This is a genomic window from Aliinostoc maniaoense (assembly GCF_058172895.1).
In genome coordinates, this window is the sequence record NZ_CP187952.1 from 2,636,822 (window position 1) to 2,658,658 (window position 21,837).

The 21,837-nt window shown below is 39.8% G+C and carries 8 protein-coding genes; all 8 read right to left on the reverse strand.

Translation table 11 applies throughout. The annotated features are described in order from the left end of the window. Positions 1 to 123: 123 nt before the first annotated feature. Positions 124 to 3,462: a LamG-like jellyroll fold domain-containing protein gene (locus ACPZ3T_RS11715; RefSeq protein ID WP_490276411.1), complete on the reverse strand. Its 3,339-nt coding sequence runs from the start codon at positions 3,460 to 3,462 to the stop codon at positions 124 to 126. A gap of 147 nt (positions 3,463 to 3,609) precedes the next feature. Then, complete coding sequence (locus tag ACPZ3T_RS11720) at positions 3,610 to 4,911, reverse strand: lipase family protein (protein WP_490276413.1); 1,302 nt, start codon at positions 4,909 to 4,911, stop codon at positions 3,610 to 3,612. Between the two features lie 54 nt (positions 4,912 to 4,965). Continuing rightward, positions 4,966 to 11,913: a condensation domain-containing protein gene (locus ACPZ3T_RS11725; protein ID WP_490276414.1), complete on the reverse strand. Its 6,948-nt coding sequence runs from the start codon at positions 11,911 to 11,913 to the stop codon at positions 4,966 to 4,968. After that, on the reverse strand, positions 11,910 to 15,872 hold the full coding sequence (locus tag ACPZ3T_RS11730; protein WP_490276416.1) for a beta-ketoacyl synthase N-terminal-like domain-containing protein: 3,963 nt from the start codon (positions 15,870 to 15,872) through the stop codon (positions 11,910 to 11,912). Before ACPZ3T_RS11730 ends, ACPZ3T_RS11725 begins: the two co-directional genes overlap by 4 nt. Before the next feature lie 169 nt (positions 15,873 to 16,041). Then, a complete protein-coding gene (locus ACPZ3T_RS11735; protein ID WP_490276418.1) occupies positions 16,042 to 17,373 on the reverse strand; it encodes a hypothetical protein in 1,332 nt (443 codons plus the stop codon). 136 nt (positions 17,374 to 17,509) lie between these two features. After that, entirely contained in the window at positions 17,510 to 17,785 is a 276-nt protein-coding gene (locus ACPZ3T_RS11740) for an acyl carrier protein (RefSeq protein ID WP_490276420.1), read from the reverse strand. 144 nt (positions 17,786 to 17,929) lie between these two features. Next, the gene (locus ACPZ3T_RS11745) at positions 17,930 to 19,537 is read right to left on the reverse strand and encodes an acyl-CoA dehydrogenase family protein (protein WP_490276422.1); all 1,608 of its coding nucleotides are present in this window, start codon (positions 19,535 to 19,537) and stop codon (positions 17,930 to 17,932) included. Continuing rightward, positions 19,524 to 21,428, reverse strand: coding sequence for an AMP-binding protein (locus ACPZ3T_RS11750; protein WP_490276424.1), 1,905 nt, complete (start codon positions 21,426 to 21,428; stop codon positions 19,524 to 19,526). The genes ACPZ3T_RS11745 and ACPZ3T_RS11750 overlap by 14 nt, the downstream gene beginning before the upstream one ends. Positions 21,429 to 21,837 lie beyond the last annotated feature (409 nt).

The window sequence follows — 21,837 nt, forward strand, 5'->3', positions numbered from 1 at the left end:
TCTTACCAGGACTTACAATCAATGGTTGGTGCGTGACGCTATAAGTCTCATGACTACGTTTAAATACTTTGGCAGCGTCACGCACCCTACATCTACATCAAAAATATGCCAGTTGTGTAACTCCTACTTAGGATTTATTGTTCTTCTCTGTTCCTCACGCAACAGTTCCAGCAGAAATGGACTGACAATATCCTTAACGGGACGAGTCAACTGCTCCCAAAATCGTTTCTGCTCCTTCAATAATTCCAGATAAGTTTGGGGACTGTGGGGAAAGGGAATTGTAAATGGGATTGAGAAGAGTCCGGGAATAGTGAAAGACGCGCTTTGACCACCGACTCCCACAACTGTAATAGGTTCGCCGCCATTACCATACTTACCCAGGAAAAGATTGCCTAATTTGAATCCTTCAGGAGCGATCGCAGAAACCGGGAAAGGAGGATCATAAGGATATGTAGGAACTACATCCAAAACATTTTCGATGCGGTAACTGAGTTCTTCTCCGATTTGCTGGTTGTAGAAATCGATAAATTGTTGATTACCAATTTTCGGTGATGCGATCGCATAAACTTTAATCTGCAATCCCCCAGATGAAGCAGCACCAAACCAACGCCGCAAGGCTAAACCCACAACTTGGCTCAAGGCTGCACCCAAACTAAAACCAGTTACCCACACCTGTATCGATTCAGTTAACGGTGATAACTCCGATAAAAGCTGCTCCTCTAAAAATTGTAAAATCTGCTCCAGTTCTTCATCATCATCAACTTCACCATCAGTAATCACTTTCTCAATTAAATCTTCAGCTTTTTGAGCAAACTCCACTCCTAGTCTGACTCCTCCTGCACCAGCCAAAGCATTAATACAGGCAAATTTTCTTATGGGAGTTAACTGATGCAGCCGCCGGAAATCTGACGGTTTTAATTCACCTCGCAATGTCTTGAAGAAATATTGAATTTCATCAGCCACTGACTCAAAAGCCAGATTAATTCCTTGTACAATTTTGGCAAATTGGATAGACAAAGGCCCATAATCAACCAGTTTCCAATCAAGATCAGAAATTATATTATCCAAGTTGACGACACTATCTGTATAACCAAATGATGTGCCTCGTAAGGAAACCACATACTGATGGGCATCTGGCGATTCTGTAGTTTTGAGAATTAGTCCCCGAATGTTAGTGTTATCATTACGGATCGTGTGAACTAATTGCCATCCCTGATTTTTATAAATAGCCTTGTAAATTTCCCTTAAATCTAAATCATCAATACTGTCATCGTCATACTCAAAAAAATCAAAGGCATATTTAGAAAAAGTTGTCATCAAGATCGCTTCATCAAAACTAAACCCCTTGCGAAACTTCAATTTTGTTTGAGGAATTTGTACTGCTTTTCTAGCTTTATCTTGTTGATTTTCAGGAGTCACTATCGATTCAGTAGTTGCTTCTGATTCACTAGCTGGTTGACTTTCAGGAGTAACTATCGATTCAGTATTTAGTTCTGATTCATTGGGTTGTTCATTTTCAGGAGTAACTATCGATTCAGTATTTAGTTCTGATTCATTGGGTTGTTCATTTTCAGGAGTAACTATCGATTCAGTAGTTGCTTCTGATTCATTGGGTTGTTCATTTTCAGGTATAGATGTTTCAGTTCCTACTTGAGCATTTCCTTTAACTGTTAATGAATAAGTCCGATTTGTGGAGTTTGTAAACGCTGTAGAGTTTGCACCTGAACCTGTAAATAATACAGTTCCACTCAAGTTACCAATTGCCCAAGCCGCACTTTGTTCTTTAAAGAAACTCACACATCCTGCTTGGGGATAATACATCCCTATAAAGTCACCTTTGTTAACTTTAATAGGCGCAGAGATAGAAAATTTATTTAAACCAATCACAGGGGTTTCAAGTTGACTATTCCCAACAACTGACCAGCTATCTGCCTCTTTTCTATAGATCATTAATTGTACAGGTAGGGTATTTTCTGCCCAAATTTCCCACTCTGTTAATTCACCATTATCATTGATTGGATTGTTTGTATCTACTAAGTAAAAATTAGTAGCTGAATCTGCAATGTTATATTTGGTAGGAGTATTACCACCTGTAATTATATTATTCTCCACTTCACTAGAGATTACTGCTTGAATTGGTACTTCTTCTTCCTGCCAAACTGCACCCTTAATTGTGCCGTTATTGCCTTTACCTGTCTTGTCACTAACGATATTACCCGAACCTTCATTCAAGGGTAAATAAAGAACTAAACCATCCTCCTCTCCAGTTAGACGCTGATTCATGTGTGTCTGAATTTCTGACCCTGTTAGGGCTTTATTCCACACACTAACTTCCACAATTTGACCAGAATAAAAATAGTTCGGATTTCCTTCAGTAGTACCAGCAGCAATTCGCAAAGGACATTGTTTATTAAGTACGTAAGCTACATTTTTGCTAGAAACTTCTGTACCATCGACATAAAGTTTCAGTTGTTTGCCATCAAAAGTACTTGCTATGTGAGTCCAGGTGTTGAGAACTACAGGAACATTATTATTAATAACTTCCCAATCATTCCCATTACCTACCCAGGCTTGCCATTTATTATTATCTCCTGCGTAGATAAGATAACCTTTTAAATGATCACGGGAGGTAATCACAGAGCGGAATTTTCCTTCTCCTCCGGTAACTTTTACCCAGCAGGAAACAGTAAAAAAGTCGGGATTAAGTGACTGGTTATAAGGAATTTCTACATAATCATCGTTACCATCAAACGTTAATACCGATTCCATATTTTTGGACATTTGACTACTATTGGTATTTAATTGAATTGGTACTTCTTCTTCCTGCCAAATAGCACCGTTAATGATGCCATGATTAGCATTAGTAGTTTGATCATTACTATCCCCATTTAAAGGATAATAACCTACTAAACCAGCTTCATTTCCTGTGAGACGGCAATTCATATTTTGCTGAATTTCTTCTGGAGTTCGAGCAATATTCCAAATCCGAAATTCCGCTAAACAGCCTTTCCAATAGTAATAACCTTCAGCAAAAGCACCAATAATAAATTTTTCAATTCCAGCTAAAGATTTCTTTTGTTCTTCCCCTTGATGCCAAACTTCTCCCTGGCGATAAATTAACATCTTTCCGGCGGTAACATCTTTGATAAAAGCCCAATGCGTCCAGGTATTATATTCTTTGCTTTTAACTACTTTGTTAATCCGATCATAACTACCATTTTCATCCCCAGCATCCCAATATATCTGTCCACCCCAAGGTAAATGCACATTTGCCAGACGATTTCCTTGACTATTACAGGCATTAAAAATGCTAGTTGTTTGTTTGAGAGTGTTTTCTGTTTTTGCCCAAAATTCAATAGTGATGGACTGATTAATGCTAGGAAACCCTTTAGGGAGGATCATATTATCATCTGTGCCGTCAAATGATAATACAGATTGCATGGAAATCGGATTATTTGACATAAGGCTCATTACCTAGGGCTTTCTGAACAACTCTAGAAGTGTAATAATTCCCAAAATAGGGGATAAATTAAATTTTTTCTAGTTCGTAGTAAGAATTTTAGTTCTCAAATCCTTACTACAAACCTGGAATTATTTACACAATTCTATTTACTTGACGATAGTGATATCTTCATCATTCTTGACACTGCTGGAATTTGCATCTTTTTCTTTATCTTCATTGAGCAGGTCAATCATAAACGGACTAAAAATATCCTTCACGGGACGAGCTAGCTGATGCCAGAATAGTTTCTGATCCTCCAATAATTTAATATAAGTTTCCGGGCTATGGGGAAAGGGAACGCTAAAGGGGATACTGAACAAGCCGCCAAAGGAGACAGATCCGCTTTGACCTCCCAGTCCGGTAACTGTAATCGCCTCGCCACCATTAGCAAACTTGCCGAGGAAAAGATTGCCAACCCGTAATCCTTCCGGTGCGATCGCAGAGATGGGGAAGGGAGGATCTATGGGGATAGTGGGAATAGCATCCAAGGTATTTTCGATGCGGTAGCTTAGTTCTGCTCCCATTTGCTCGTTGTAGTAATCGACAAATTCTTGATTACCAATTTTACAAGCGGCAACAGCATAAACTTTGATCTGCAATCCCCCGGATGAAGCAGAACCAAACCAGCGTCGCAAAGCTAAACCAGCCAATTGACACAAAGAACCGCCTAAACTGTGGCCTGTTGTCCAGACCTCTATAGTTTCATTTAACGATGTCAGCTTGGATAAAAGTTCCTCCTCCAAAAAGGTCATAACTTTTTCCATTTCTTCATCGTCATCAATTTCACCGTCGATAAAGATTTGATGAACTAAATCTTGAGCCTGTTCCCCAAACTCTTTTCCTAGTCGGATTTCTCCTGCATCAGCCAAAGCCGTCAGACAAGCAAATTTTCGCAGGGGAGGTAAGTTATGCAGTCGCCGAAAATCAGAGGGTTTTAACTCGCCGCGCAGAGTCTTAAAGAAGAATTGAAGTTCATCAGCAACAGACTCAAAGGCCAAATGAAACCCACGTACAACTTTTGCCCGTTGGACAGTCAAAGCACCATAATCAACTAGTTTCCAATCGATATCAGAAGCTACATTGTTCAAGTCAACCGCACCATCATCCATACCAGCTGAACCTCGTAAGGCAACTGTGTACTGATGACTATTTGGTGTTTGGGTATTTTTGAGCAGTAGCCCCCGAACGTTGGAGTCGTCGTTACGAATGCAGTGAACTAACTCCCATCCTTGATTGCGATAAAGAGCTTTGTAAACTGTCTTAATTTCTACATCATCAACACTACCATCATCATACTGAAAAACATCGTAGGAATACTTAGACAGTGTGGTCATGAGGATGGCTTCATCAAAACTAAAGCCTTTACGCAACTTCATCGGTGTACTCATGGTTAAGTCTCCAAATTTCATTACATGAGAATTGGGTATAAACTAGGACTTCACTAGTCAATTCTAGTCATAATCTCAATGAGATTGTGTATTTCCCAGAGAATCAAGGTATCTTCTCAGGATTTTGGCGATCGCAGACGCGTGGGGATGTCGAAGTAAGTTGAGATGATTACCAGGTACATCATGTACATCGACACCACCTTTTACCAAGTCACGCCAACCCCAAGTTTCATCTTGATCTAACTGGATATCGCTGGTTTTCAAAAGGACTATCTTGCCATCATAAGCTGGTGCTGTGTAACGATACAAAGCTGCAACATTACCAAACACCATCTGCCATAGACGAATCGTGACACGAATTTGCTCTTTTCGAGTCATCGACTGGGTATCTTTACTCGCAACCCGAATCTTTTCAGAACGATGTCCCAAAGATGAGAGCATCCGTTTGATTATACCTTGACTTTCATGATTGCTTGCGGATGGTTGCAAAGATAAGGGTTCTCTCACCCTAATTAGTGCCAGGTAATCATAGACCCAAGGTAAGTTATCTTGGAAACTAACTAATAAACCAGCTATTCTCCCCAAATCCCTAGCTTTGTAGCCGGTTTTCAAATCAGGGGGAATATCAATCATGACTAATAACTCTACTTCCTGATTCACTTGTTGGAGTCGAACAGCCATTTCATAGGCAACGTAAGCACCTAATGACCAACCTGATAGTAAGTATGGGCCTTCAGGCTGAACTGCACGGATGGCTTCCAGGTAATGAGCAGCCATGTCTTCCACTCGCTTTAAAGGCTGTTGATCTCCCGTTAATCCTGGTGATTGTATCCCATACACAGGGTGATCAGAACCCAGTTGATAGGCTACAGGGTAATAGGGAAAGACAAAACTAGCCATCGGGTGAATCCAGAAGAAAGGCCGCTTGCTACCACCTGGTTTAATAGGAACTAAACAAGGATAAGCTTGGAGAGCTTCTTCTATATGCTGATTATTTGCCGTTGCTTGTGATGATACATCCGGCTTGGCAATCACTTCGGCTAGTTCGGCAATGGTGGAAGACTGGAACAGCACCCACACCGGCAGATCAGATCCAAAAGTCTCTTGTATCTGAGACACGATTTGCGCTGCTAGTACCGAATGACCACCTAATTCAAAGAAGTTATCATGAATACCGATTTTTTCCAGCCCCAGGACATTTTGAAAGATGTCAGCTAACTGGCGTTCAATCTGATTGCGTGGTGCTGTTTGTTCACTAACCTTGAATCCTGTGTAAGTATAGGTTAACTGTGTTATGTCAACTTCCCCCGCATCTGTCAAAGGCATTTCATCGAGTTGCACAAAATGACAGTGGGTTAAAGTCCCGAAGCGATCGGCTATACTACTTTGATGCCATGACTCTATCGATAATTCCCGATTCTTAGCTGTGAATAAAGCTGTTAATTGTTGTAAACTTTGGCAGTCTAAGGTAAATCGCTGAATATGGGACTTGCCTGCATCTAATCCGATGAAAAGATTGCTACAACGATGAGCTAAAGCTATTAACAAAGAATCCATCCCTTGAGAGGGTGAAATAGCACAGTAGCCTTTTGCTTGACTGAGTTCTTTCATGGGATAGCCACGACTCATTCCCGTTTCGTCCCACATACTCCAACTCAAGCAATAGCTTTCCCAGGAACTATGTTGTTTTTGATACGCGCTAAAAGCTTCTTGGAAACTATTCGCGGCTGCATAAGCTGCCACACCTGTGCCTCCAAAGAAACTATTAACTGAGGAAAAGTGTAGGAAGAAACCATGATTTTGGTGTTGCAGCAGGTGATGTAGTACCCAAGTTCCTATCACCTTCTGTTGCAATTTGGCTGTTAAGTTTTCTGGGGTTGTAGATACTATTAATTCCTCCTCAAGAACTCCCGCTAGATGAATTACGCCATCAATTTGGGTTTCCCACTGGTATGATACTAACTCTAGCGTCTGTTGCATCTCGGTGACATTGCAGATATCAACAGCTTGATAGAGAACCGAACCGGGAAGTTGTCTTAACTGTTGATAAGCTTGAATCTTGAGTGAGAGTTGATCTTCACCACCTTGATAATTATGCCAAGTGCTTTCATCTGGTAAAGGTGTGCGCCCAATTAACAACAAACGAGCTTGGTAATGTTCTAATAAATACCTAGCAACTTTAACGCCAATACCGCCTAGTCCACCGGTGATGATATAGACTCCACCCTTTATAAATGACAGTGGTTGCTGTGGTTGTTGACTAAAATCTGTCTTTTGCAGATGAGGAACTAAGCGTTGCCCCTTTCTGTAAGCGACTTCAGGATCTGAAGTTAAGGCAGAAAACTCCGCTAGTAAATGAGTTCTATTAATTTCCAGTGCCGCCACGGGTAAATCAATATGACGACATTCCAACCAAGGTATTTCTTGGGGAATGGTTCTGAGGAAACCTAAAACTGTGGCTTTGTGATAGGCGATCGCATCAGTTGCTAAAATAGATTGACTGTCACTCGCTACAAATAACAACTGTACAGGCTCTTTTGTTTCATGCCCCTGCTCTAGTGCTTTCACTAAAAACAGTAAGCTGTAAAGTCCTAGTTGTTGACTATCTTGGAGAGCTTCCAGGTTAGAAATACCATCTTGATAGATTTGATAATTCCACAGATGGAAAATATGACCGATGGTATAATTGTGATTTCTTAATGCTTGAATTAACAGTTGATAATCTTCCTCATAGGCAGGATTAATTACATAATATTCACTGCTAATTTGAGCAAAACTATTTCCTGCCTCAACTTTAATGCAAGCATAACCTTGAGCTTTCAGTCTTTGACAAACTGATTCTCCTAACTCTAACTGATCAACAAAGACTATTACCGCTTGTTTAACCGTGGAAATCGGATTAATTCGCGCCTGTTTCTCACACCAAACTTTCTGATAAAACCAATCAGGAATCGTATTCTTGCCTAATTGAATTTCAATCTCTGCAATTACTGAATTAAAATCACCAGCCTCTAGTTTTTTTCTCAATTGAGAACGCTGAATTTTACCACTAGTAGTCTTAGGAAATTCCTGGCGATGCACAGGAATGACATAATAAGGGCTAATTCCTAACTGAGAACTAACTTGTTTTTTAATGCTCTGAATTACTTCCAAGTCAAGTTGAGAGGTTGCTTGTTCAGGTGAAAAGAAAATTGCTAATCCTTCAGTTCCAGTTTGTGGATTTGAGAAGGCACAAGCACCTGCATAAGTAGGAGCTACACCTGCAATGCCATTGACAATATCTTCAATTTCATAGCAGTAATAATTCGCTCCGTTAATGATGATGACTTCTTTCTCTCGTCCAGTCAAAACCAGATGACCATTGAGAATAAATCCTAAGTCTCCTGAATTAAACCAACCGTCTCCCACAAAGGCTTCTGCATTAGCTTTGGTATTATTTAAATAACCTGGCGTAACTACTTTTCCTTTAATTTGTAAACGCCCAATTACACCTTCTGGTAATAGGGAATTTTCGCTATCAGTGATGCGAATTTGTACTCCGGGAACTGGTAAACCCAAGTCAGTAAACTCAATTGCATCTACGCTAGAATCTGTTGTTTGTTCTAACAAACCACCAACCGAAGATTTTTTAATCCGATAGATATCAGTTTCCTGGTTAAACTGATTTTGATAAGTCATGCAAGTACAAACTTCCGCCATACCAAATGCCGGTTGCATAACTTGAGAAGAAATACCAAAAGGCGCAACGCTAGATAAAAATTCTCGGACAACTCTAGGGGTGACTTGTTCCCCGGCATTCATCAAGAATTTAACTGAGGAAAGATTCCAATTTTTACCCGAATTTTTTGCCAGTGCTTCACTAATTAACTTAAATCCAAAGTTAGGACACCAACTGTGAGAAACTCGATACTCCTCTATCAAATCTAACCATTTTAAGGGGTTAGCTAAGATAACTCCTGTCTCTACTTCAACTTGTTGGCAACCCAAATATACATCTTTGAAGTGACAAGTTAAGATAGGCACAACATGATCAACAGGCAACCAATTCAGGCTAATATCTTCATTCCCATATTCATTGAATTGTTTAGCTGCATGGATATGGGCAATAATCCCTTGATGAGTTTCTTGAATACACTTAGGAACTCCGGTACTACCAGAAGTTAGTTGTAAGAAAGCTACTTCATCAGGACGACTGGGATACAATTTTGATGTCGCTGAATAATTTCTTAACTCTCCTACAGAACAGATTTTTAATTCTGGTATGTTGAACAAAGAACGCAGATTTTCCAGAGGTTCAACCAAAGCATCACTTGCTAAAATACAAGGATGTTCTAGCAATTCCCATGTATTATATAGCTTATTGACAACGGCATTTTTCTCTGTGTAAGTCGGAGCTACCGCTACAGTTACAGGTTGAATCCCTCCGAGAATACAACCCCATAAGGTGGGAAAATAATCTCGCAGTGATGCAATTTGCAAAATAACTCGTTGTCCTGGTTGCAACCCTTGATTTCGCAAACCGTTAAGAATGCGTTTAGCCTCATCTAAGAGGCTAGGGTATGTTTGCAATTGCTTTTCACCTTTTGCAGAGATGTAAGTAATACCTTGGTCTTTGCATCGAGTTGCAGTTTCAATTAATGCTGCGGTTAAAGTCTTGGGAGCATCTTCTGGAATGTGCAGAACACCACCATCGCTAAGTGCGGGTGTTGTCAATGGTGGTTTTTCCGTAGGAATAAGACCAACAATAGAAGCTGTTTCTGCAATTGGTAAAGAAATTGCTGTGTTATTTGTTCCTGGTGGTAGTAATTTTCCTAAGTGCAGTGGTGGGGGTGACGTTGTTTGACGTGGACTAGCAATAACTACGGCTTGCTCAATTTCGGGATGGCTGTTTAATTGTTGCTGCCATTTATCTAGAAGTTTGGTATCAATTACTTCTAAAGCCGTCAAAACCTGCTCATCAATTTGGCCTGTTGGTGTTAACGGTAAACTTGATACTTGCACATAGGCAACTGGCAACATATAATCAGGCAACTTAGCCTGTAAGTTAGCAGTGATAGACTCGCTTGATAAAGATTTTGAGCTAACTACATAAGCAACGAGTTTACCCTCCCGTGCTAGAACATAACAATCTTGTATACCAGAAATTGCTAGTAACTCCTGTTCTATCCTTTGGAAATTGATCCGGTATCCACTAATCCAGGCTTGTCTATGTGTTAATCCTAATACCTCTAAAGATCCATCTCGACGTAGACGACCCCATGTTTGAGTTCTGAGTAAACTGCCTAATAAGGGGTGTTCTAAAACTTCAGTTGCAGTTTGTTGCGGCTGCAAGTGATTTTTGTTGCTAATATAAATCTCGCCTTCAACACCAAAAGGCAGCAATTTTCCATGTTGATCTAATACATAAATTGCTGAATTATCTGCCCATTCAGGAGAAATAAATCTATTATTTTGCGCCTTGATAGTAGGGTCTTGACAGAGTATTAATATCTGCTGTTGTTCAGTTTCAGATAAAAGCGGCAGTTGACTAATTTTTTGCTGTGGATTGGCTACAATTGCTGCTAATAAATTTTGGAAATGACTTGCCATTTGGGCAATAGTCCGTTCATCAAATAAGTCTGTGTTATACCTGAAAAACCCGACTAAATCCCCATTTCCTTCTGCCATCATCAAGTCTAGATCAAACTGCCCCTCCATCTGGGTCATTTCGTAAGGTTTGAGTTTAAATCCTTCTCGATCTACTTCACCACCTAATAATAATTGTTGACTATATTCAAACTGCCGTAAGTTTTGCAAAATAAAGTTAAATAAAGCCTGGAAGATAGGCGAACGGCTAGGATCACGCTTTGATTGTAATCTCTCTACCAGTAAAGCAAAGGGAAAATCTTGATGTGCTAATGCTTCGGATACTGTTTGACGAGTTTGGGAGAGAAATTCCTGAAAACTAGGACTCTCTGAAAAATTCACCCGCATCACCACAGGATCAACAAAGTAGCCAACTAGTGGCATAAATTCAGATTTAGTTCTACCGGCAGTGGGAACACCGACTAAAATATCTTCCTGTCCGGTGTAACGATATAAAAGAATCTGAAATGCCGCTAGCAGAACCATAGATTGAGTTGCACTTTGGGTTTGAGCTAGCTGCTTGAGTTGTTCTGTCAGCTTTGGAGATAGTTGGAATTTATGAGAAGCACCGTTATAGGTTTGTATGGGTGGTCTTGGCCTATCTGTGGGTAAGTTGAGTACAGGTAACTCTCCTGATAGTTTTTTTTGCCAGTACTGCCAAAGTTTCTCTCCCTCATCACTGGTTAGTAATTTTCTTTGCCAACGTACGTAATCAATGTAGGAGTGCTTGAGAGGTGTGAGGTTTGGCTGAACCCCTGACTCTAGAGCAGGATAGAGCGTGATGATCTCCTCCATGAGTAATGGCAGACACCAAGCATCAATTACAATATGATGTACTGTCAGCAATAAAATATGTTCTTGCTCAGACTTAGTGAATAAATTCACCCGCATTACCGACCCATTTTGAAGGTCAAATGGTTTCTGAGACGTTTGAAAAACTCTCTCATCAAGTTCCGCCTCGCTCCAAGTGGAAGCATTTATTTGCTGAAAGTTTGGTGACAGGGTTTGATTAATCTTTTGAACTGGCTTATTACCTTGTTTGGGAAAATTACTACGCAGTTGCGGATGACGTTCCATGAGAGTTTGGAAAGTCTTTTGCAAAGTCGTAACATTCACAGAGGAACAGATACGACAGGTCAATGCTACGTTATAAAATCCACTCTCAGGTGCTAGTTGCCACAAAAACCACATGGCTTGTTGACCATAGGAGAGGGGATAAACATTTAAAATATCTGGAGAATCATGCAGGATATCTAGAATTTCAGTTTTATGCTCTTGTAGTTGAGCAATCACATCAGGAGTTAGAATTGACTTAAAGCCGCCAATCCGCAGTTTTTCGCCGTTAGGTGCTAACTTAACTCCTTTTAAAGCCAGGTCTTGTAACAATTCTGCTATCATATTTCTATCTCAATCCATTCACTATCTTGGTCATTTTCTAGCTGAAATTGATGATTACTTTCTAGCTCCATTGTTTGAGTAATATTTGTCGAAAATAGTTGATGATTGAGCTTAGTTGATAGAGCTGCAATGGTGGCTTCTTCCATGAATGTGGCGATCGCAATATCTATTTTAAAATCCGTTTGAATTTGATTTCGCAACTCCATCACCATTAAGGAATCCATGCCCATCTCAAAAAAGCCTTGCTCTGGACTGGGCAATTGAGTGCCTTTATATCCTAAAATTCTGCCGATTTGCTCTTGCAGATAAGCTATTAATAAATTTAGGCGATCGCTTTTTTCTGCGACTTGTATCTTTTGCCAAACTTTTAGATTCGATGTTTTGGTTTTTTGTTGTTGTACTTCAATATTTTGCAGAATACTTAAAACAGCTTGGCGAGTGAATTGTTTACCAATTAAACCTGCAATTTCAGCTACTACAATTCCATTTTCATCAAACAGTAAAACATTAGAAGTTAAAGCATCTTGATTCCTGTTATCCTTGTGGGATATTTCTACTTGACTCCACAATTTACAACTGGAGCTACGATATAGTTTTAAACGCTCTATCTTAATTGGCAGATAGATATTCATAACACTAGAACTATCGAGATCCAGTGTTAAACCATATACTGAATGTAAGCAAGAATCTAGTAAGGCAGGATGTATTTTGTATTTTTCCGCTTCCTGGGCAATCTCTGGTGATAATTCCATAAAAGCGAGAGTTTTTTCTTGACTTCTAGACAGGCTTTTGACAGCTTGAAAACTTCGCCCATACATCATCCCTTGTGCTTCTAGTTCTCGATATAAAATTTCAACCGGAACTTTTTCAGTATATTCCTGTTGTAATTTAGATAAGTTAATAACACTAACATTTGGGTTATCTTCGCCCTTTAAGACTTTACCAGAGGCATGGAGGCTAAAAGATTGATTATCTAGATTGGCTGCTGTGCTGAAGCTGAAAATTTCAAATTGGTAAGTATTGATTTGTAGAGGTTTTAAAACTATTTGAACTGTCTGATCTTGATTTTCTGAAAAAACTAAGGCTTGATAGATATTGACATCTTCCAGAATTAAATTATCTGATTTAAAAACTGTTGCTCCTGCTGCTAAAGCCATCTCTAAGTAGGCTGTAGCAGGTAATATTGGTTTATTAAACAGTCGATGGTCACTGAGATAAGCAGGTTCAGCTATACTTAATTCAGCTTGAAAACGCTGCTTTTGTGAACCTGCTAGGCGTAGTTTTTCACCCAGTAAGGGGTGGAAATATGTAATTTTTGGCTGATATTGCTTGTGAGATTGTATACTATCTGTTTCAATCCAATATTTCTCTCTTTGAAACGGATAGGTAGGTAGTGTAACTTTTGTGCGCTGATCATCACCGTCAAGTCCTGCCCAGTCTACCTTGTATCCGGTTGTATATAACTGTCCTAAATTAGAGAGCATCACCTGCAAGTCGTCAAAACCAGGACGCAAAGACGGCAACCAAACACCCTGACTATCTATTAAACTCTCCCATAGAGTCGGCTGAGAACCAATCTCTAAGAATACTTGACATCCCAGCTGATGTAATGTCTGCATACCGTGAGCAAACTGCACTGCACCAGATAGATGATTCACCCAGTATTGCGCTGTTCTTATATCATCATCAGCAAGTTTTCCGGTGACATTGGATACTAATTTAATTTGGGGGTGATTGTAGGTAATTTGATTGGCTATAGCTGAAAACTCTGCCAATATTGCTGTCATCAAGGGAGAATCAGAGGCATGGGATACCTGTAACTGTTCCGTCTTGACTCCCTGTAATTCTAATTTTTGACCAATAACAGTATTGTCAGATCCATGAACTGCGGCGATCGCCACTCTCTCATAAAATGGTGCAATGGTTTCTCCCACCACATCCTCTGAAGCTATCACTGACACCATCTCGCCACTAGATGGTAACTCTTGCATCAATCTTCCTCGATGGGCAATGAGTTTGAGCGCATCTTCTAAGCTGAAAACTCCTGCCACAGTTGCGGCTACATACTCGCCGACATCATGCCCCATAACTGCATCTGGCTGTATCCCCCAAGACTGCCAAAGTTGATACAGAGCATATTCAACGGCAAATAAGGCGGGTTGAGTGTAGGCGGTTTGATTCAATAATGAGGATGCAATTTCTTCTTTAGCTGGGTCAGGATACAGTATTTCTAATAAAGAATGCTCCAAATAGGGGCTTAAAATCTCATGACACTGCTCAATAGTTTGGCGGAATATCGGCTGAGTGTCGTAGAGTTGCCGTCCCATGTTGATATACTGGGAGCTTTGTCCAGTAAATAAGAAGGTGATTTTCGACCGCTTTTTACTTGCTTGATTGCTGAACAATCCAGTAGTATTTTTTCCTGTAGCAAAAGCAGCTAGTTGTGCAATTAATTGCTCTTTTGAGTCAATGACAACTGCTAAACGATGCTGAAAATGCTCCCTTCCTGTATTTGCTGTATAACAAATATCTGCTAATTCTAGCTGTGGATTAGCCTCAAGGTGACTTTGATAGCGACTCACCAATGCTTGTAAAGCTGGTTCAGTTTTTGCTGATAAAGTCAACAGATGACAAGAACGCTCTCCCAAATTTTGATTTTTTACTTGAGGCGGTGCTTCTTCTAAAATTACATGAGCATTAGTACCACCAAAACCAAAGGCACTAACACCTGCTAATCTGGGTTGCCCTTGGGCTGGCCATTGTTGGCTCTCTGTAGGAATTTTAATAGGAGTGTCTTTGATTTTAATATAAGGATTTAACTCTTTCAAATGCAGATGAGGTGGAATCTCACCATGTTGTAGCGACAAAACTACTTTGATTAAACCTGCAATCCCGCCAGCAGCTTCCAAATGACCTATATTCGTCTTGACTGAACCAATCCAACAAGGTTGATTTGCTTCCCTACCTTCCATCAGCACTGCTTTGAGAGAATTTACCTCAATGGTGTCTCCCAAAGATGTTCCTGTACCTTGAGTCTCAACATAGCTTATCTGTGATGCTTTCACCCCAGCATTAACTAAAGCTTGGCGGATAACTGCTTGTTGAGCAGGCCCATTGGGGGCTGTCAGTCCATTAGTCAGTCCATCTTGGTTAACTGCTGAACCGCTAATAATCGCCTGAATGTTGTCTCCATCTCTAAGTGCATCAGACAGGCGTTTGAGGACTATAATTCCACATCCCTCTCCCCGCACAAATCCATCCGCCGCCGCATCAAAGCTTTTGCAACGACCGTCTGCTGCTATCATTTGGGCGTGGGAGAGAGAGATTGTTGCTTGGGATGACAAAATCAGGTTAACTCCCCCAGTCAGACACAGATTAGATTCTCCACTCAACAAACTTTGACAAGCGTAATGAAGTGCTACCAGTGAAGAAGAACAAGCCGTGTCTATGACTAAACTAGGTCCTCGTAGATTTAATAGATAGGATAAGCGATTAGCAATAATACCCAAACTAGTGCCAACTGCATTGTAAGCATTAATTTGAGCATTTTTCTCAGATAAAACCATCCCGTAGTCATAGTTAGCAGCACCTAAAAACACCCCCGTTTGAGTGCCACTCAGTTGTGTTGATGGTACTATTCCCGCATTTTCTAAACTTTCCCAAGCAACTTCCAAAACCAACCTTTGCTGAGGATCTAAGCGTTCTGCCTCTTTAGGCGAAATTTGAAAAAAATGGGGGTCAAAGTGGTCTACTTTTTCTAAAAAGCCTCCCAATAGGCTTTTTGATTCGCCAGTGGTAGGAACTACAGAATGCTCATGCAACTTACTCCAATCAAAGGGTCGTGATGGTAATTCTCTAATTCCATCTACCTTATTAGATATAATTTCCCAGAAAGATGCAGGATTATCAGCACCAGGAAAACGACAACCAACACCTATAATTGCTATTTTTTCTTCCATTTTTTAAACTGCTATATAAAATCAGGCTTATACACTGTACAGAGTACCCATGATATGAGTTGAGAAAAGTACTTGGTTTTATGCTTTATTAAATGATTAATTTGATGAGAAATCCATCTATACTTTCAGGGTTGAACATTGTTCAACCCCATCACAAATATTATTTCAACTAACCTACAGAATTTCCTATGAAGGTGTAAGTCTGAGAAAACTGCTGAAACGCTATGATATTATTTTTGATCGCTTTTTTAATAGAACCACCTGAAGCCATGACACGCATTTCCCGATTGACAGGCCACAAGTAGTCTAACTGCTCTGCAAACTTACGTAAATCTGATAACAAATTATTATGTACTTTGAGATTAACATCAAATCCTTCATGCTCATGACATAGACACTTTTCAATCCAATGAATAGCTTCCTGGGTAGACATATCAAACACCGGACTCTGCAAAAGTTTCAGCAGAAAAATTATCACATCACTATCACTCAAGAAGCGATTAGTTGATATTCCAGAGATAGCATTCAGATTCTCATACTGTGCTTGTAAAATAGCTAAATTGGCAATCCATTTTTCATATCTTGATGGCTTTGGTAAATATTTATGGAAGTCTCTACCAAGAAATAGAGAAGTTGTTGTATGGAAAGCCTCATCTAAAAAATGGTAGTGAGATATAGTAGTTGGACTTGGTATAAATTCATGATTTTTTTGCAATTTTCTGTAGTAAAGATGTATACCAAATTCGTGGTTTTTTAAGAGGAGATTAGCCATATAACGCACAGCATAGAAATTCGCGGCTAAGAATGGATAGGTTTTCCAATTATCGGAAAAAAACTGTTTTCTTGATACATCTGATTTACCTGAAAAACCATTAAAAAATCCGTTAGTAGGAAATGACAAATATTTATCAGAATCACAATGAGATTGCTTTTTACCTTTGAGCATCATCATAGCGATAAAGTTGGCAGCAGTGGATAGATAATTAGAAAATTCCACTCTTTTATTATTCTGTGCAGCAATCTCCTCTGAGATGGTATTTACGAGAGCTTTCTTACCTAGTAAAGCTTTCTTAGTTTTATAATTTACTTGTGAAAAAGCATGAATGTGTTGCCGTTCTTGGTAAGTTTCATGAGCTAACAGTTCTACGAGCATCTTATAATCACTATTTGCTGCCATAAGGCAGTCTGCTGTGATGGTATTGTAATGAATTAGCTCAGTTTCACTATCAGCAACTCTCTTATAAAACAATACCCAATGCAGATGATTGAGTGCTAATTTTTGCGAGAGCGATGCTTGTTCATAGAGTGGTGTCCCATAAAGCAGTGAGTGTTCTGGTTCACTCCAATAAGCATTACTGTTGGCACTATAGTTAAAGTTTTTATCTAGTTCTTGGATTCTTTCAGTGTAGTCGGAGTCAAGGTTATTCCCATAGTTTTTCTCCAAGAGAGGGATAACTTTATTAAATTGAGAAGTGGCTGAAGTTTGAGTGCTAGTAATCATGAGTTATTACCATTTTCTATTCTATGTTTGTCTTGTATCTTAATTTCTCAGAAAACCAAAATCTCATAATCAAATATTTTTTGAATTTATGAGAGAATTTATTGAGTATCTTAACTCTTGCAATTTTTGAGATTCCCTACCCCAAATATTCTGCTAAATTTGCAATTGTCGGGTAATCATACATGATAGTTGGTTCGATTTCTTTTCCGAGCCAACTCCCTAAATCTCCCGTTAAAATCACTGCGGCTGATGAGTCTAAACCATAACGGGAAAAATTAGCTTCTACATCTATTTCTTCTGAATCAATTTCTAGAAGATCAGCAATATAGGAAACTAGCCATTCTCTAATTTTTATGGATGTAAATTGCTCGTCATGTTCAGTAGTGTTGTTGTGATCAAAAAGTTGAGTCATGTAAAAATCTCCTTGTTTATAGATATATATTACTGCTTGAACATTATATTTTGCTATCTTTTAGCTTTTCACTTGCAGCCGATTATAACCTTATTTATTGGTTAATTTTTTGGTGATACTGCTTAATACAAATTTGAAATTGTTCTAGATATTATTACACAGATATTCATCAATTTTATCTTCTTCTCCAGGCAGGTTTTGTTCAACATTACCAATCATTTCTGTATACTGATTAATTAGATTTTCTAACTGATTAGTATCCAGTACAATCTCGTTGGCTAGATTATTACCCATAGCATGAGCTACTTTTGCCATAAAATTTTGTTGACCCCATTGTTCTATACGTTTTAATTCATTTGAAGGCTGAATTTCATGAGATATTTGAATGCAAGCTAGCACAAACCCCCATGCAGCGACATCTCCCAACTTTTGAGACAGTATTTTACTAAGTTTTTTATGACTACTCCGAGATAGGTTTTGATTTTTCAGAGAAGAAATACAATATTCAGCTGTGTATTGTAATTTATCGCTGATTTCATTAGCTTGCAGAAAATCTTTAAAAACAGAACAAACTTGGTTTGTATGGTATAAAGCTAACAATCCCAAGTGCATTTGCAAAGTTTCAGTAGGACCTTCAAAGATCCGAAACAATCGAGCATCTCTGAAAATTTGGGGCGCAATATTAGATTCAATATAACCCCGTCCACCTAGCAGTTGCATCAGATTATCCGCAGCTTGCCACATCAATTCGGGTGCAATAATTTTTGTCACAAGATAAGCTTCTGGAGGAATCGATTTTCCTTCATCTAGAGATGTAGCGATAAAGTTTACTAAGCACTCAACCGCGCCAATTGCTGCTGTTAAATCACTCAAACGTTGCAAAGTAATTTGTTGCTCTATTAACCGTTCCATACCAAGTAAACGACGGGTTGCATAACGCAGCATCAGTTGAGCGCAACGTTTCATTCCCCCAATACACATAACAGCAATTCCCAACCGTCCCAGTTGCATTGCGTCCTGAGCAACTACAAAACCCAAGCCAATTTCACCTAAGACATTTTCACGATTGGCTTTCACTTGTTCAAGATGAACGGTATTCTGAACCATACCGCGCATTCCCATCGTGGGAGCTTCAGCACCTTGCCTTAATCCTGAAGCATTTTCTGGGATGGTAAATGCTGTTACTCCCAAAGATTCGCCTTGTTCATCTATCACATGAGCAAAAGTATTAATCATGGTTGACCAAGATGCAGAACCACTCCAAATCTTAGTACCACTTAGTAACCACCCCCCATTACCATCTGCATGAGCTTCAGCCTTAATACCTCTGGGATTAGATCCCGCAGATGGTTCTGTAATGGCAAAGGCTGCTAAATCTCTGCCTTGAGCTAAGTTCGGTAAGTAGGTTTCTTTGATTTCAGGTGTCCCATACTTGAGGATTGGATAGATTCCTAGAACGTTGTTGACACCAACAAATGAAGCTAAATTGAGATCGATAGCTGCAAGCTGTTGCACAACTTGAAACATATCACAGTAAGTTAAGCCAATACCCCCGAATGATTGTGGCACAAGCATTCCTAACAAACCCTTTTTACCAAAGTCTAGAACGATATGAGGAGTTATACATCGTCGCTCGTCCATGAGCCTGGAATTAATTCGTCTTGGGGCATAGTTTCTTAACCAATAGATAATTTCTTCTGCACGTTGACGACTTGAACTTTCCCAGGATTGACTTTGATTATTGGCGTGCATTAGCTTTTGCACCCTCCTTGATATTGGCTATTTTCACATCAGAGTTAACTTCTTGGACTTTTGTTAATAGGGAGTTAACATCGGTTGTTAACTTTTGCAGGTTAGCTTGATGCTGAACGCTGCTACTACAATCTTCTACTACATTCAAATTGCCTTCTAAAAACCCACGCCGACAAGCATGACGCTGAATCTTCCCACTAGATGTCTTAGGAATACTACCAGGCTTAATCAAGACTGTGGCATACACTTGTAATCCGTGGTTATCTATAACTGCCTCGGTGATATTTCCCACGACTTCTTTAATATCTAAGCGTCTTAAAGAGGTTCGTTCTACCTCTTGCACAATGACTAATCGTTGTTGCCCTTTCTGCTCAACTGTAAAGGCTGCTCCACAATTTAATCGTAGTGCTGGATGACTATTTTGAACAGTTAACTCAATATCTTGGGGGTAATGATTTTGTCCCCGGATAATAATAACATCCTTAAGTCTGCCTGTGACAAATAGCTCTCCATCTTGTAAAAAGCCTAAGTCACCTGTACGGAGAAACAGGCCTGATGCTCCTAACCCTTCGCTAACACTTCCATCTGATATGTATGCTTGAAAAGTTTCTGCGGTTTGCTCTGGTCTTCTCCAATAGCCAGCAGCAACAGAAGGGCCTGATACCCAAATTTCCCCTATTCTATCTGGTGGACATACAGTTAAAGATTGGGGATCGACAATGATAATTTTTTCATCTAACCAAGTACGACCACAGCCAACAATTGTTCTAGTTCCCTCCTGTGAGGTAGCCGCTACTACCTGATTTTCTTCCAAGGCTGCTGTGTCTACTCCACACAATACGGGGGGAGAAGTGGTCACACCTCCAGAAACAAATAAAGTTGTTTCCGCCATACCGTAGCAAGGATACAAGGCCTCTTTGCGAAAACCACAGGGGGCGAAATAGTTAGCAAACTTCTCTAGGGTTTCAGAACGCACTGGTTCTGCTCCGTTAAAAGCAACTTCCCAACTGCTCAAATCAAGACGAGAGAGTTCTTCAGCAGTGATCTTACGAATGCAAAGATCATAGGCAAAATTCGGGCCGCCGCTAGTAGTTGCTTTGTAACGAGAAATAGCTTGCAACCAACGCAAAGGCTTTTGCAGAAAAGCTACTGGTGACATAAGAACTGAATGTATACCCAAATATAACGGCTGCAAGACATTACCAATCAGTCCCATATCGTGAAATAACGGCAACCAACCCACGAAAATTGTTTTATCTGTATGTCCGAAGCCCATCTTGATCGATCGCTGATTGGCTAGCAAATTCCCATGAGTGATCATTACTCCCTTGGGCGTTCCCGTAGAGCCAGAAGTGTATTGCAGAAATGCTAGGCTATCTTTTTCTAGTTTTGGTGGTTGCCAAGCGTTACTGAGGTGAGTGTCGATGTCATCAGTAGCCAACCAGCGCATAGTAGCTAATTCTGGATTTTCTGCCCAGCGACTTACCAAGTTAGCCAATAACCCTGAAGTTGTTAAAACTAAGCTGGCTTCGGCATCTGTAACGATCGCCTGCAACCTTAACAAGTTCATATTCTGCCTGGGTGGATATGCGGGAACGGCTACAACCCCTGCATATAAACATCCCAAGAAGGCAGTAATAAACTCTAAACCTGGTGGATACAAAAGTAATGCACGCTCCCCTTCTGCTCCTAAAGACTGAAGATGGCAGGCGATCGCTCGTGCTTTTTGATCTAATTCTTCATAAGTCAGACTGACTTCTTCTGTTTCTCCATCTCGCAAAAATGTGTAAGCCTTTTGCTGTGGTTGAGTCTGAACTCTATAGGTCAATAGCTCTACTAATGTGGAAAATCCGTCTGTAGAGTCTTGGAAATCATGCCAAGGAAGATTCATAAGCGAATATTTTATAGCTGAGGAAGTAAGACAATCTAGATCAATGTTTTTTTGCTTAGTATGCCTGTATATTCAGAAAACTTGCTTTTTTTTAGCTTTTTTTATGATTTTTGCCAGCAATTTGACACAACAAACAAAACCCACTTTGCTCAAGTAGGAATCCATCAGGCATCGCCATCAATTTGTCACCAATCTAAACCCAACGCGAGTAACGCGATTTTGTTACATACCCAAAATTAGTAATATTGACTGGCCTAGTTCATTAAGGGCTATTCAATAACCATGATCAATAACAAAATATGATTGCTGCTTATTGAGAATGAAGCCACATAATTGACAATCAGCCTCTAATTACGAAATCGCGTTACTCGCTTTACTAACATCGCCGAGTTGGGGAAACCTCAGATAT

What these genes read in the sequence shown, in the direction of transcription:
- ACPZ3T_RS11715 (WP_490276411.1), bottom strand. Translation starts at nt 3,462, where the DNA reads ATGTCAAATAATCCGATTTCCATGCAATCTGTATTATCATTTGACGGC.
- ACPZ3T_RS11720 (WP_490276413.1), bottom strand. Translation starts at nt 4,911, where the DNA reads ATGAAATTTGGAGACTTAACCATGAGTACACCGATGAAGTTGCGTAAA.
- ACPZ3T_RS11725 (WP_490276414.1), bottom strand. Translation starts at nt 11,913, where the DNA reads ATGATAGCAGAATTGTTACAAGACCTGGCTTTAAAAGGAGTTAAGTTA.
- ACPZ3T_RS11730 (WP_490276416.1), bottom strand. Translation starts at nt 15,872, where the DNA reads ATGGAAGAAAAAATAGCAATTATAGGTGTTGGTTGTCGTTTTCCTGGT.
- ACPZ3T_RS11735 (WP_490276418.1), bottom strand. Translation starts at nt 17,373, where the DNA reads ATGATTACTAGCACTCAAACTTCAGCCACTTCTCAATTTAATAAAGTT.
- ACPZ3T_RS11740 (WP_490276420.1), bottom strand. Translation starts at nt 17,785, where the DNA reads ATGACTCAACTTTTTGATCACAACAACACTACTGAACATGACGAGCAA.
- ACPZ3T_RS11745 (WP_490276422.1), bottom strand. Translation starts at nt 19,537, where the DNA reads ATGCACGCCAATAATCAAAGTCAATCCTGGGAAAGTTCAAGTCGTCAA.
- ACPZ3T_RS11750 (WP_490276424.1), bottom strand. Translation starts at nt 21,428, where the DNA reads ATGAATCTTCCTTGGCATGATTTCCAAGACTCTACAGACGGATTTTCC.